This is a genomic window from Chitinophaga deserti (assembly GCF_003149455.1).
GTDB lineage: Bacteria > Bacteroidota > Bacteroidia > Chitinophagales > Chitinophagaceae > Chitinophaga > Chitinophaga deserti.
The window spans coordinates 287,227-301,602 of the sequence record NZ_QFFK01000003.1 but is presented as its reverse complement, the minus strand read 5'-3'; the positions used below and the strand labels follow the sequence as shown (position 1 = coordinate 301,602).

Annotated in this window: 13 protein-coding genes; 7 read left to right on the top strand and 6 right to left on the bottom strand. The window is 50.0% G+C overall.

Annotated features, from left to right (window positions below):
- Positions 1-200: 200 nt before the first annotated feature.
- From DEV76_RS08440 to DEV76_RS08415, 6 genes are all read right to left on the bottom strand, one after another.
- A complete protein-coding gene (locus tag DEV76_RS08440; RefSeq protein ID WP_109697139.1) occupies positions 201-617 on the bottom strand; it encodes an RrF2 family transcriptional regulator in 417 nt (138 codons plus the stop codon).
- 81 nt (positions 618-698) lie between these two features.
- Positions 699-1,415, bottom strand: coding sequence for a 4-hydroxy-tetrahydrodipicolinate reductase (gene dapB, locus DEV76_RS08435; RefSeq protein WP_109697137.1), 717 nt, complete (start codon positions 1,413-1,415; stop codon positions 699-701).
- 25 nt (positions 1,416-1,440) lie between these two features.
- The gene (locus tag DEV76_RS08430) at positions 1,441-2,097 is read right to left on the bottom strand and encodes a DUF5683 domain-containing protein (RefSeq protein ID WP_157962785.1); all 657 of its coding nucleotides are present in this window, start codon (positions 2,095-2,097) and stop codon (positions 1,441-1,443) included.
- Position 2,098: 1 nt separating this feature from the next.
- A complete protein-coding gene (locus DEV76_RS08425; protein ID WP_109697133.1) occupies positions 2,099-3,007 on the bottom strand; it encodes a ParB/RepB/Spo0J family partition protein in 909 nt (302 codons plus the stop codon).
- Positions 2,991-3,812 carry a ParA family protein gene (locus DEV76_RS08420; protein ID WP_109697131.1) on the bottom strand — a complete coding sequence of 274 codons (822 nt, stop codon included), beginning with the start codon at positions 3,810-3,812 and terminating at the stop codon, positions 2,991-2,993. The genes DEV76_RS08425 and DEV76_RS08420 overlap by 17 nt, the downstream gene beginning before the upstream one ends.
- Before the next feature lie 43 nt (positions 3,813-3,855).
- On the bottom strand, positions 3,856-4,542 hold the full coding sequence (locus DEV76_RS08415) for a metal-dependent hydrolase (RefSeq protein ID WP_109697129.1): 687 nt from the start codon (positions 4,540-4,542) through the stop codon (positions 3,856-3,858).
- A 244-nt stretch (positions 4,543-4,786) separates the two neighbouring features.
- On the opposite strand from DEV76_RS08415, the gene DEV76_RS08410 reads away from it, so the two are divergent.
- The 7 genes from DEV76_RS08410 to DEV76_RS08380 all read left to right on the top strand — a co-directional run bounded on the left by DEV76_RS08410 (position 4,787) and on the right by DEV76_RS08380 (position 14,213).
- Positions 4,787-6,070 (top strand): metallophosphoesterase, encoded by a 1,284-nt coding sequence (locus DEV76_RS08410; RefSeq protein ID WP_109697127.1) that lies wholly within the window; start codon positions 4,787-4,789, stop codon positions 6,068-6,070.
- 20 nt (positions 6,071-6,090) lie between these two features.
- Positions 6,091-7,083 carry a hypothetical protein gene (locus DEV76_RS08405; protein ID WP_109697125.1) on the top strand — a complete coding sequence of 331 codons (993 nt, stop codon included), beginning with the start codon at positions 6,091-6,093 and terminating at the stop codon, positions 7,081-7,083.
- 148 nt (positions 7,084-7,231) lie between these two features.
- A complete protein-coding gene (locus DEV76_RS08400) occupies positions 7,232-7,846 on the top strand; it encodes a porin family protein (RefSeq protein ID WP_109697122.1) in 615 nt (204 codons plus the stop codon).
- A gap of 206 nt (positions 7,847-8,052) precedes the next feature.
- Positions 8,053-10,455, top strand: coding sequence for an endopeptidase La (lon, locus tag DEV76_RS08395; protein WP_109697120.1), 2,403 nt, complete (start codon positions 8,053-8,055; stop codon positions 10,453-10,455).
- Between the two features lie 173 nt (positions 10,456-10,628).
- Positions 10,629-11,687: a type IX secretion system protein PorQ gene (porQ, locus tag DEV76_RS08390; protein ID WP_109697118.1), complete on the top strand. Its 1,059-nt coding sequence runs from the start codon at positions 10,629-10,631 to the stop codon at positions 11,685-11,687.
- Positions 11,688-11,722: 35 nt separating this feature from the next.
- Complete coding sequence (locus DEV76_RS08385) at positions 11,723-12,493, top strand: ABC transporter ATP-binding protein (RefSeq protein WP_109697116.1); 771 nt, start codon at positions 11,723-11,725, stop codon at positions 12,491-12,493.
- A gap of 13 nt (positions 12,494-12,506) precedes the next feature.
- Positions 12,507-14,213 carry a hypothetical protein gene (locus DEV76_RS08380; protein ID WP_109697114.1) on the top strand — a complete coding sequence of 569 codons (1,707 nt, stop codon included), beginning with the start codon at positions 12,507-12,509 and terminating at the stop codon, positions 14,211-14,213.
- The last annotated feature ends 163 nt before the right edge of the window (positions 14,214-14,376 follow it).

Sequence of the window (14,376 nt, the reverse complement as noted above, 5' to 3'; positions counted from 1 at the left end):
TATACACACTCCGGATAACTTCCAGTTGCAGATTTACAGGTAGATTTCTATGTCTTGTAGATGGGTTATTAGCATTTCGGGGAAATTCCAGTTCGTTTTCATCCCAGATTGCTTTTCGACAGGCCAGGTTGGCAGAAATGTAAAAAAAGAGGCTGTATCGCATCGATACAGCCTCTGTACTTATAACCCTGAGAATGTTATTACTCTCTTGTGAGGATATCTTTTAAAGATTTGTTTTCCAGCAGTTTAAGCGTAGCGTCGCGCACTTTGCTCATTACTTCATGGAGGCCGCAGATGGCTTCATCCTTACAGTTTTCGCAGCGCTCGTAATAGTTGAGGCTCACGCAGGGCAGGAGGGCGATTGGCCCGTCCAGCAGGCGGATGATGCGTGCCAAAGGAATCTCCTTGGGGGTACGCATGAGGTAATATCCACCTCCTTTTCCCTTCTTGCTGCCCAAAATACCGGCATTCTTCAGCTCCAGCAGGATGTTCTCCAGAAACTTGATGGAAATGCTTTTCTCTGAAGCGATTTCAGAAATTAGTATAGGCCCTTTGTCGACATTCTCCGCCAGGTAAATTAAGGCGTGGAATGCATATTGTGTTTTTTTAGACAGCATATTCCGTAGTCTCCTGTGATTTTTGCACTCTCAATTGTACAAATATAACAAAAACCGGCGGTTTTACCGGTCCGGCAGGTTTTAGAGGCTGAGTACATCACTCATGGTGAAAATGCCTTTTTTGCCTTTCAGCCACTCTGCAGCCGTTACCGCGCCCGCAGCAAAGCCCTCGCGGGAGTGTGCAGTATGGGTTATGGTGATATCATCGATAGCGGAATGGTAATCAATAATATGCGTACCTGCCGCAGGATCGATGCGTTTGGAATGGATATACAGCTGGGAAGGGTCGTGCGAAGCCTCGTTTACCCAGCCGTTTTTACCAGGCAGCTGTGCAATGATCTGCTCAGCCAGGGTTATGGCAGTACCCGAAGGGGCATCTTTCTTCTGGGTATGATGGATCTCTTCCATCTGCACGGTATAAGACGTCTGGCCGGCCATCAGTTCGGCAAGTTTCTTATTGAGGGCGAAGAAGATGTTTACGCCGATGCTGAAGTTGCTGGCATAAAGGAAAGCCTGGTGCTTTTCGAGGCAGGTGGCTTTCACTTCCGGCAGTTTTTCCAGCCAGCCCGTGGTGCCGCAGATAACGGGCACACCCGCTTCAAAGCACTTGAGGATGTTGGAATAGGCGGTTTCGGGAGTGGTGAACTCAATGGCAACATCGGCCTGGGAGAGTTGATCTTTTTCCAGGAGGTGGCTGCTGTTGATGTCTATGCGGTGAACGATCTCGTGGCCGCGGCTGATGGCGATGGCTTCAATGGCTTTACCCATTTTACCATACCCTATTAATGCGATTTTCATATCAGAAAGATGGATACTGTGAATATTAGAAAGAAAACCCTCCCTGGCGCGAACCGCGCGGGTTGAGGGTGAGGGTAAGCCCTACGCCCAGCTGCCTGTTATTGAGCAGGCGGGGGCTGATACGGAGGCTCAGATCGTTGGAGATATCGAACTGCCGGAGGTGCGCAAACACAGTGGCATCCACGATATTGAGCGCATATGCCGCCACAAAAACCAGTACGGAGTAGTCGACATACTGCCGGTAAGCATCGCGGAGGTACCGGAGGTCCTGATCGCTGTAGAGCTTATGCGGGTCCACGTAATCCGGGTTGTCGCGGTTGGCGATACGGGTGCGGTAAGCATCCCTGAACTCGCGGTACTTGTCCATATTCCAGACGAAAACCCCGGTAGATACACCGAGGGCGGCATATACAACGGGTACCTTCCAGTACTGGCGGTTATAGATCTGCCCTAAGCCCGGGAGCACGGCGGAGTAGAAGGCCGCTTTGCGGGGGCTGTGGAGCGGTTTGTAGTTAGCGACGATACTGTCTTCCACGCTGGCATACACGGTATCGCGCGCGGCGGCCTGGCGTTTCAGCGAGTCCATGATCGTGCGGTTGCCGGTAGTATCTGCCTGGGCGTAAGCACCTGCACACGGCAGGAGCAAAAGGCAGTAAAGCAGGTAGCGGACGCTATTTTTCACCTTACATTGATAATTTTTCCAGAATGGCGTCCAGTTCTTCATCAGAATAGAATTCGATCTGGATGTTTCCCTTCCCGTTTTTTCCCCTCGCCAGGTTTACTTTGGTGGCAAAGTGCGTGGCAAGGTTGTCCTGGATTTTCTGGTAAGCCGGCGGCAGGAGGTTTTTAGCCGGTTTTTTCGAAGTTCCCTTATCGGAGTTCTGGTTCACTTTGCGTACGAGCTCTTCGGTCTGGCGAACGGACAGGCCGTTCTTCATGATTTCGCTGAATACGAAGAGCTGCTGCTCCACATTTTCAACACCGATGAGGGTACGGGCGTGGCCCATACTGAGTTTATTATTGCGTACTGCAACCTGGATATCTGGTGGCAGTTTCAGCAGTCGGATGTAGTTGGTAACGGTGCTCCTTTCCTTGCCCATCCTTTCTGCTACCTGCTCCTGGGTGAGGTCGATCTCCTCCATGAGGCGTTTGTAGCTGAGGGCAATTTCGATGGCGTTAAGGTTCTCACGCTGGAGGTTTTCCAGCAGGGCCAGCTCCAGGAGTTCCTGGTCATTAGCCTGCCGTACATACGCGGGAATATCTTTCAGCCCGGCCATCTTACTGGCGCGGAAACGGCGTTCCCCTGCAATCAGCTGGTATTTCTTACCGATGCGGGAAACGGTTACGGGCTGTATGATGTCGTGCAGCTTGATGGACTGGCTGAGTTCCTGCAGGGCCTGCTCATCGAAATCGCGGCGGGGCTGCTTGGGATTGATCTCAATCAGGTCAAGCGGGATCCGCTCGATACCGGTAGCCTGTGCCACCACCTGTTCGGCTAATGCCCCGGTGGTTTGCTTCAGGTCTGTGTCTATGTTCTGTAACAGCGAGCGGATGCCTTTCCCCAACGCCTCTTTCTTACTCGGATTGGTCATCGTTAATAGCTAATATTTTGTCTTCTTGATTGATCTTGGTAAAGTTGTGCTTCTGCAGTATCTCCTTCGCCAGGTTCAGATAGTTAATTGCACCGGTGCTCATGGCATCGTACATGATAACTGACTTTCCGAAGCTGGGAGCTTCACCCAGTTTGGTGTTGCGGTGGATGATGGTATTGAAAACGCTTTCCTCGAAGTGTTGCTTCACTTCGTCTACCACCTGGTTGCTCAGGCGGAGACGGCCGTCGTACATGGTCATGAGGATGCCCTCTATTTCCAGTTCGGTATTCAGCCTGCTTTGCACGATTTTGATTGTGTTGAGGAGTTTACCCAAACCTTCCAGGGCGAAGAACTCGCACTGTACGGGGATGATTACGGAATGAGAGGCCACAAGGGCGTTCACGGTAATCAGGCCCAGGGAAGGGGAGCAGTCTACTATGATAAAGTCATATTCGTCTTTCACGGCATCGATCACCTGTTTCATCACCCGTTCCCGGTTGGGGTGGTTGATCAGTTCCAGCTCTGCGCCTACCAGGTCGATGTGCGAAGGCAGTACTTTCAGGTTAGGCGTGTCGGATTCCAGGATTACATCCCGGGCCTGCACGTCGTTCACCATGCAGTCATACAAACTCTGCTGGATGTTACGCAGGTCGAAGCCCAGCCCTGTAGTGCTGTTAGCCTGAGGATCCGCGTCCACGAGCAGCGTTTTGTACTCCAGTACTGCCAGGCTGCTGGCGAGGTTGATAGCGCTGGTAGTTTTCCCCACGCCCCCTTTCTGATTGGCGATTGCGATGATTCTTGCCATTGTCTTGTCTTAAATTCCAGGTTTAATAGGATTAAATAGGATATCAGGCGATGGCATTGATGGTTTCACCAATTGCCGGCAGCAACAGGGTTAGCCCCGCTGCTTCAAACTGCTTAACGGCAGCCGCCTTATCGATCTTGATATATCCGAATGTGTCGTAATGAGCTCCTATAATGCGTTGGCATTCAATAAACTCTGCTGCGATGGTAGCGTCTTCCACACCCATCGTAAAGTTGTCTCCTATGGGCAATACTGCAAAGTCGAGCTTCGCCCACCGGGGGATCAGTTCCATGTCGAATGTTAAAGCCGTATCCCCGCTGTAATAAAAATTACCCTCTCCGGTCATAAAAAGGAAACCCATGGGGTTGCCGCCGTAACTGCCGTCGGGTAAACCACTGGAGTGATGCGCTACGGTACATTTTACCGTACCAAAATCAAATGCCCATTTCCCTCCGGTGTTCATAGGATGCACATTTTCGTGCCCCTGCTTCTGTACCCACTCCGTGAGTTCATAAGCTCCCACCACGGTAGCCCCGGTACGTTTTGCCAGCCCCATAAGGTCGGCCACATGATCATTATGCCCGTGAGAAACAAATATGTAATCGGCCTCAATACGGTCGACATCTATCGACTTTGCCAGCTCATTATGCGTGATAAACGGATCAAACACAATCTTCTTTCCCTTCACTTCCACAGCAAAACTGGAGTGACCGTAATAGGTGAACTTCATATTGCAATAATAGATTATTATGACCTAATCGGACAAAAATACAACGAATCGCCTAAAAATGGGGAAAGCCCCCTATTTATTTATTCACACCACCGGCTGGGGAAAAACCACATTTTTTGAGCAACTTTTGCAATTTTTTAGTCACATAACCGTCTACTTTACCACGGAAGCCATCCTAAACAAGCCAATTGTGCTAATTTCACCGATTGCTTCAATTATTAAAATCATTGATTCATAAAGTTTTATGCGAGCCGGACCAAACTTACTATCTACCATACTCCTTGTTCTGATCATGCTGGCAATAGACGCCTACGTCTTTTTCGCCCTCCGTGCCCTCCTTGTCAACGCTGCTCCCAGGATCCGGACAATCGTGTTCGGCCTTTACTGGGTACTTTGCGCAGTAGTTATGGCATCCATCGTTTTCTATGGCAAAATTCCCTGGGCAAGGTTCATGCAGGCCCGTGCTTACTACCTCACCTTCGCCTTCTCCTTTTCCTTCTCAAAACTGATGGTAGTTCTCTTCCTCCTCATCGATGATGGCCGCCGTGCGGTGATGTGGGTGGTGGAAAAGTTCCGTTCCGCACCGGCAGTAGCTGCTGCAGTTACCGCCAACCGGGAAGTGAACGGCATGTCGCGTTCAGGGTTCCTTATGAAATCGGGCTTCCTGCTGGGCGGCACCCTTATGGGCACCCTCCTGTACGGCCTTTCCAACAAATACAACTACCACGTCCGTAAACTGCGGCTTGCCTATCCTAACCTGCCCGCCGCCTTTAAAGGGCTCAAAATCGTGCAGCTGTCGGATATCCATTCCGGATCCTTCAACGATAAGGAAGCCGTTATGCGCGGCGTTGAGCTTATTCAGGCACAAAAGCCTGATCTTGTGCTCTTTACGGGCGACCTGGTGAACGACCGCTCCATTGAAATGGACGATTACATAGATGTGTTCAACAAGATAGAAGCCCCCTTCGGCGTGTATTCCACCCTCGGGAACCACGATTACGGTGACTATTACCCCTGGCCCGATTATGATAACAACCGCCGTTCCCGCCTCAAAGCCCAGAACCTGGAAACGCTTAAAGGCATCCATGCCAAAATGGGCTGGCGCCTCCTCATGAACGAAAACAGGATACTGGAAAAGGATGGTGACCAGATCGCCCTCATAGGCGTCGAAAACTGGAGCATCAACCCCCGCTTTCCCCGCCTTGGGGATATGAAGGCCGCCTATGCCGGTACAGAAGCGGTTCCCTTCAAGATCCTGCTCTCGCACGATCCCACCCATTGGGACGGTGAGGTTCGACCTTCCTACCCGGATATCGACCTCATGCTGGCAGGGCATACCCACGGCATGCAGTTCGGTGTTGAAATTCCTTTCTTCAAATGGAGCCCCGCGCAATACATCTACCGCCAGTGGGCAGGCCTTTATGAAGAAGGTAAACAGCGCCTTTATGTGAACCGTGGCTTTGGCTTCCTGGGTTATCCCGGCCGGGTGGGCATCCTGCCGGAAATCACCGTGATCGAGCTTGTTTAAGAATCCTTAACTTGCGGGCGATGAAAAACCTGATCATCGTTACACTGTGTTTGCTGCTCCCGGCAGCAACCTGCTATGCACAAACGCTGGCCGACCTGGAGCGCGAGCTGGACTCGTTGCTGGACAGCCGTTATAAAAGTGAGGTAACCGTGGCATTAGGCTTCGGGAATAACCCCGCTTATGGCGGTAAAGCGGCAGATGCTTTCCGGCCTATAGATATGAAGCCATTCCTTTCCCCGTCTGTCAACTACACGCATAAAAGCGGGCTTTTTGCCACAGCGGGTGCATATTACCTGCTGGGTGCAGACCGCAAACCCTGGTTTGAGCTGGACCTCAGTGCCGGATACGACTATACGAGAAACCGCGACCTGCTCACCGGAATTTCCTATACGCGATATATTTATGCAGATAGTTCCGATGTACCCCAAACCCCCATTAAAAACGAACTGTATGCATATTTCATTTACCGCAAATGGTGGCTGCAGCCGGGCCTGAGCCTCGATTATGGCTTCGGGAGCTACCGACAGGAAGAAGCCGGTGTGATTACTAACGAACGCGGCAGCGATTTCAATGTGATTGTAGATGTGCGGCATCCTTTTGTTTTCATGGATGTGATCACGGCAGACGACGGGCTGCTTATTATGCCGGTGATGGGGCTCACCACCGGTACGGCGAGGTATTTCAGCAATATGAAGAGCTTCCGCTACGCTACCCGCGGTAATGCCATCAAAAAGTTCAACGAAAAAAGGAACAACGGACGGGGGAATGGTAACGGGAATGGCAATGGTAATGGCGGGCAGCAGGGGCCGCAGCCGGGAACAGAAACTGAAACAGAAACCGTCTTGTCCGACGGGAGTGCTTTTAAGCCACGGGCTGCAGACCTGGGGCTTCGGGTTTCTTACATCATCGGCAGGTTCGCCATATCTCCGTCGTTCACCCTCTTTAAAATGCTGCAGGGCCCGGATACGGGTGTGGCGGGGTATTTCACCGCCAGTGTAAGCGTAACTTTCTGATAAAGAGCAGCGCAATGCTTTTAGCATGGAATTTGCAACATGCGTAGGGGTAAATGCCCTGAAGCACGTCTTTAAAGTAATTGGAAAGGCTTCATTATCAACAGATCAAGATTAAAATAAGCTGCTTAACACTAAACAAATATCTGATATGAAAAAACTGTTTTTGGCCCTTGCCGTTATAACCGGCTTAACCGTATCCTCCGCCAAAGCACAAAAAATGGTACGTTTTGGTATCAAAGGTGGCGCCAACCTGGGCAAGATCGATGGTACCGGATATGATGACGCATTTAAACTGGGATGGCATCTGGGTGGCTTTGCCCAGATCAACCTGATGAAAGGTTTCGGCATCCAGCCCGAACTCATCTACTCCAGCTCCAAAACTGAAGTAAAGAACACCGGCGAATTCCAGACAGAATACGAACTGAGCCAGGTAAATGAGAATAAACCGAAATTGGATTATCTTTCCATCCCGGTACTGGCTAATATCGACCTCGGATCTCCCCGCTTTAAACTGCAGGTAGGCCCCCAGTTCAGTATCATGACCAGCAAGAAACGGAACGTTTTCGAGGAAGGAAAAGAAGCGTTTAAAGGTGGCGACTTCGGTGCAGTAGGCGGCCTCTGGCTCCAGCTCCCCATCGTTAACATCAGCGCCCGTTACGTAATCGGCCTGTCCAACGTAAACGATATTACTATCGCCGACGGTACCAACTCCGAAAAGTGGAAGAATCAATCTATTCAATTAGGCGTAGGTATTACCCTTTAGTGTTTACCTACAACTGAGCGATGACCGCTCCCGGAAACGGGGCGGTCTTTTTTTTGCCCGGGGCAACCCCGCACCCCCTTCCTGCGTTTCCTATTTTGGCACACCTGCAGCAATGGCATTAATATTGACTATATAGCCATGTTCTATTTTCAGGGGCATTTATGGGGGGAATCCTGCCATTCTGTCCCGATACTTAAAACTGACAGATGAATACATTTTTCTTGGGTAATACAGAGGAAGAGATGGAATTTATGCCCATCATACCTCTTAATGAAGACGGAGATGGACAGGAAGAAGACATAATACCTGATGAGCTGGCCCTTTTGCCGCTCCGCAATACAGTACTTTTCCCCGGTGTAGTACTTCCCATTACCGTAGGGAGAGATAAGTCGATCAAGGCGGTTAACGATGCGTACAAAACTGACAAAATGATCGGCGTTGTCGCACAAAAAGACAGTAACGTAGAAGAACCCGGTGTGAACGACCTGAACGAAGTGGGCACCGTGGCTAAAATCGTGAAGCTGATCAAAATGCCAGATGGTGGCACCACCATCATCATTCAGGGCCGCAAAAGGTTCAAAATCACAGAGATCGTTAGTGAAGACCCATACTTCAAAACCAAATACGAAATATTGCAGGATGAAGTGGATAACAACGACTCTGAGTTTGATGCCTATGTTTCTTCAATCAAAGACCTGGCAGGGCAAATCATTGCACTCAGTCCGCACCTGCCTTCTGAAGCCAGCATTATTCTGAAGAATATTGAAAACGCTCCTTTCCTCATTCACTTCGTATCCAGCAACCTGAACAGCGATGTAAAGGAAAAGCAGCGCATACTGGAAATCAACAATCTCCACCAGCGTGCAGAACTGCTCATGAAAATGCTGCAGATGGAATTGCAACTGGCGGAGCTGAAGAATAAGATCAACAACAAAACCAAGCAGGACCTCGATAAGCAGCAGCGCGATTACTTTCTGCAGCAGCAGATGAAATCTATCAAGGAAGAGCTGGGCGGTGATTCCAACGATCGCGAGATCAAGGAAATGCTGCGCAAGTCCGAATCCAAGAAATGGCCGGAAGCAGCGAAAGAGCTTTTCACCAAAGGCATCGAGAAACTGGAGCGCATGCACCCCAGCACACCGGATTATTCCGTGGTTTATAACCACCTCGATCTGATGCTGGACCTGCCCTGGCTGGATTATACCGAAGACAGGTACGACCTCAAAAAGGCAAAGAAAGTACTGGATCATGATCATTACGGTATGGACCGGATCAAGGACCGTATTCTCGAATATCTGGCAGTGCTGAAACTGAAAGGTGATATGAAATCGCCCATCCTCTGCTTTGTGGGCCCTCCCGGTATTGGTAAAACTTCTTTGGGTCGCTCCATCGCCAATGCTATAGGCCGTAAATATGCGCGCCTCAGCCTCGGCGGGCTGCACGATGAAAGTGAGATCCGTGGTCACCGTAAAACCTATATCGGCGCCATGGCCGGCCGTATCCTGCAAACAATCCGTAAGGTGAAGTCTTCCAACCCGGTGATGATCCTCGATGAGATCGATAAGATCGGCAGCGACCACCGTGGCGATCCTGCATCCGCCCTGCTGGAAGTGCTGGACCCCGAGCAGAACAGTACCTTTTACGATAACTACCTGGAGCTGGAGTACGACCTGAGTAAGGTACTCTTCATCGCCACCGCCAATAACCTTGGCGCCATCCCTATGGCCCTGCGCGACAGGCTGGAGATCATCGATCTCAGCGGGTATTCCATTGAAGAAAAGGTAGAGATCGCCAAGCGACACCTGATTCCCAAACAGAAGGAAGCACATGGCCTTGCCAATGTAAAACTGACGTTTGCCAATAAAGTGATCGAGAAAGTGATCGCCAACTATACCCGTGAAAGCGGTGTGCGTGAGCTGGACCGGCAGTTTGCTGCTATTATGCGTAACCTCGCCAAAGATGTGGCCATGGGAACCATGCCCAAAGAAGCCGTGACAGAAGAAAGGGTGATCAAGGCGCTGGGTAAACCGAAATATTCAAACGAGATCTATAAAACAGGCAATCCTCCCGGTGTATCAGTAGGCCTGGCCTGGACGTACGTAGGGGGCGATATCCTTTTCATCGAATCCAGCCTCTCCGACGGTAAGGGAGAACTCAAGCTGACCGGTAACCTGGGTAATGTGATGAAGGAATCGGCTGTAACAGCGCTTAGCTGGTTGCAGGCCAATGCGCAAAACTTCAAGATCGATCCGAAAGTATTCCAGCAGAAAACCGTTCATATTCACGTTCCGGAAGGGGCTGTGCCGAAGGATGGTCCCAGTGCAGGCGTTACCATGCTTACTGCCCTGGCATCGTTGTTTACCGGCCGCCGCGTAAAACCTTACATGGCTATGACGGGTGAGATCACACTGCGCGGACAGGTACTGCCCGTAGGCGGTATCAAGGAGAAGATTCTTGCCGCCAAACGTGCCGGTATTAAGGAAATTATCCTTTGCTGGCAGAACGAGAAAGACATTGCAGACATCAACCCCGATTATATCAAGGGCTTGAAATTTCATTATGTGCGCGAAATGAACCAAGTGCTCGAATCTGCGTTATTAAGGAGGTAGAACGCACGGAGCGTTACTCCTGATGCAGCCGTGCTACCATGTTCACTTTAAAAGAGTGAGCGCATGTTGATTGTTTAAGGGTTTGAATAGAGCCATCTGTGATAGGATGGCTCTATTCTTTTTATGTACTTCTATCCGTAACTTACCGGCAATAAATCTGCAGTAAGCTCCCTGTGAAATACCGTTTCCTTATCATATGGCTGTTTTTGCCCTTTGCCGTATCAGCCCAGGTGCTGGGAGGGAGGCAATCGTATGGCTTCCTGGAGCTGCCGCCATCGCCACAGATCACCGCGCTGGGAGGGGTTAACGTTGCCATTCAGGGGAACGACCTGAGTACGGCCCTGCTTAATCCTGCCTTGTTACGACCAGAAATGGGAGGACAGCTACAGGTAAATATGGCCGGATACAACGGGGGGATTAAATACGGGCATGCAGGTTTCGGGATGTATGCACCCAAACTCGCTACTTCTTTCGCCGCCAGCCTGCAGTATGTCGATTACGGGAATATACAGCATACAGATGTTACGGGGAATGTGCTGGGCACCTTTCGTCCGGCTGATTTCACTTTCCAGGTAACCGCATCGCGCCGTTATCTTCAGAAATGGCACTATGGTCTCACCCTCAAATACATCCGCTCCAGGTATTTCGATTACCGGTCTGCCGGGCTTGCTGCCGATGTAGGCATAACTTTTTCCGATACCGCACGCGGGTGGCAGGCAGGGCTCGTAGCCACGAATATGGGAACTCAGTTCACCAAATATTCAGCAACTGAAAATGCCACCCTGCCTTTCGATCTGCAGATAGGTATTTCGAAGCGGCTGGAGCATGTGCCTATCCAGTTGTCTGCCACCATTCACCACCTCCACCAGTTCGATATAAGATACGCTGGTCCCGATCTGAGAGAAGATATCAGGATAGAGAATGGAGACACCCTGCGGGCAGGAGGCGGTGGCATTGATAATCTTTTCCGGCATTTTGTACTGGCCGCACAATGGAACATCGGGAAATATCTTGAAGTAACCGGAGCTTACAATCACCTGCGCAGGCAGGAGTTGTCGTTACCGGAACGCCGCGGACTAAGCGGTTTCTCTCTGGGTGTGGGCATTGTGGTAAAAAAGATTCAGATACGTTATGCGCGCAGCTGGTATCAACGCGCAATAGGCTTTCATCACATCGGCTGCAGTATTTCATTGCAACAATGGGCGGGAATCGGTATTTTCGATAAACGCTGACAGCACACCATGCAGCCAGCTTAACACAACAAATTATGCAACCTGTTATCTCCATAAAGAATCTGAATAAAAACTTCGGTACCAAACAGGTATTGAAAGACATAAACCTGGAAGTGCATCCCGGAGAAGTGATCGGATATATCGGGCCCAATGGTGCAGGTAAATCCACCACCGTGAAGATACTTATCGGTCTCCTTGGAGATTTTGAAGGGGAAGTAAGTGTGCTGGGGCACGATATGCGGCAGAGTACCCTGGCGGTAAAAGCGCAGACGGGCTACGTACCTGAAAACGCAGAGATCTACGAAGTACTCACCCCCATGGAGTACCTGTCTTTTACCGGGAAGCTTTACGGGCTGGATGATAATATCATTACAGAGCGTGGGCAGCGAATGCTGCAGGCTTTCGGACTACTGGAGAACAAAGACCAGCGCATGGATACCTTCTCCAAAGGCATGCGTCAGAAAGTACTGATCATTTCCGGACTGCTGCATAACCCACAGATCGTGATTCTCGATGAGCCGCTTTCCGGCCTTGATGCCAATGCAGTAATCATCGTTAAGGAAATCATTACCCTGCTGAAGAAAGAACATAAAACCATTTTCTACTGCTCTCATATGATGGATGTGGTGGAAAAGGTGGCCGACAGGATAGTGCTCATTGACGAAGGGCGTATTGTGGCCGACAGTACTTTCCGGGACCTGCAGCAAACCGGTTCGGAAACACTGGAACAGGTATTTGCCCGCCTGACTGGTAAACAACAGCTGAGCGAACAGGCTGATCAGTTCATGAACGCCTTCGGGCAATAAATACACTTCGCCCATGAATAAGATTATGCTGGCGATGGTATCGCTGTTTAACCCCCTTTGGCGTGCGCTGGGAGTGAATGTGGACCAACTACGGATCATCCTGCACACGAAGCTGACGATAGACGACCGGAGGCCAAATATTTACAACAGGGGATCGCGGCAAAGCACAAAGGTTGTAAAGAACAGCGCCATTTATACGATGGTGCTTTCATTTTTTATCGGGATGGTTTACCTGTCGGTTTTTTCGGTGGGCGATGATATCCGGTTACAATCTTTCCTTTGGTTTTCGGCTTATCTGCTGACCATGTGCATTACACTGATCACGGATTTTTCCTTCGTGCTGATCGATCCCCGGGATAACTACATTCTGCTGCCACGCCCTGTGAGCGACCGTACCCTTGTAGTGAGCAGGCTTTTGCATATAGCCTTGCATATTTCGAAGATCGCAGTGCCCATGAGCCTTTCTCCGATCATATTTATCGGCATCCTGTATGGTGTTTTACCTGCGCTGTGGTTCTGGCTTCTGGCTTTGCTGCTTACATTCCTGGCTATATTCGTTATCAATACCGCGTATCTGCTGGTGTTGAGAATTACCTCTGCCGAGAAGTTCAAGGAGGTGATTAATTCCATGCAGATAGCGTTTTCTGTTGTGATGTTTGGCGTGTACTTTCTGGGTCCAAGGGCGCTGCGGAACATTGAGATCGAGGGTGCGTTCAATAACGGAGATTATCCCTGGTTACCATTTGCGCCTACCTGGTGGTTTGCCCGTGTGTTTACATGGCCATTAGTTGGCTGGCAACCGGGAATGGGGGTTGATCTGGCATTAACTTTCCTGACGCCTGTTTTGTGCCTCTGGGTGGTGGCGCGCTTTCTTGCTCCAAGCTTCAACCGAAAAATTGCAGCAATGGGGGGGAGTGACACTGCACCTCAGGTGGTGAAAAAGGTGAAGAAAGAGGATGGGGGAGTACCCTATTACAAAAGGGTGGCTGGTGTTTTTACCAGAAACGGGCATGAAAGACTGTCGTTTGAGCTTGCTTGGTTATTAACCAGCCGCACGCGTGAGTTTAAGCTGAAAGTATATCCTTCCGTAGCTTATGTGATCGTAATGTGCGTAGGCGTTTTCTTTTTCTCCGAGGGGGGAATGGGAGTTAAAAACTGGGACCAGATACGGGAAACGCCCATCTATCTGTTCCTGATATACCTGACCAGCTTCGTATTTATCACGGCATTATCTCACCTCGTTTTTTCCGATAATTATAAAGCTGCCTGGGTATATTTCGTTTCGCCCCTTGAAACGCCGGGTCATGTTTTGGTTGGCGCATGGAAGGCTGCGCTGGTGAAATTTCTCCTACCATTTTATATTATCATCTCTCTGGTTGCAGGTGTCATTTGGGGAGTCCGGATAATTCCGGACCTGATAGTCGGGTTTATTAATGTGCTGGTGATCAGTTTGATTTATGCGCTCATTATCCTTCGGGAGTTACCTTTTTCCGCCGCCCCGGATCTCTCCGGTAATACGGGAAGGTTGCTGCGGAATGTTCTCGTAATGACGGTACCCGGGTTTATTGGCCTGGCGCATTTTATACTGGGGCTTGTAGGGAAAGGCAGTGGAGGTCTATATTTCGGGATGCTGTGCTGTTTTGCTTTATTGTCTGGCTCGGCACTGTATCTGTTGTATGGATCTTACCGGAAGTCAGGCTGGAAAGACATTAAAGGTTGACGGGTTTACAGGAATGAGAGTAGCCAGCATCCTACGGTAAATATTTTGAGTTAATTTACTACCATACTATCTGCTTTATAGGTGATTTTTGTAATATCACAACCCACTCAATATCATTTAATTACCTGCAATCCTCCATCCAACCTCCATCCAACCTCCATCA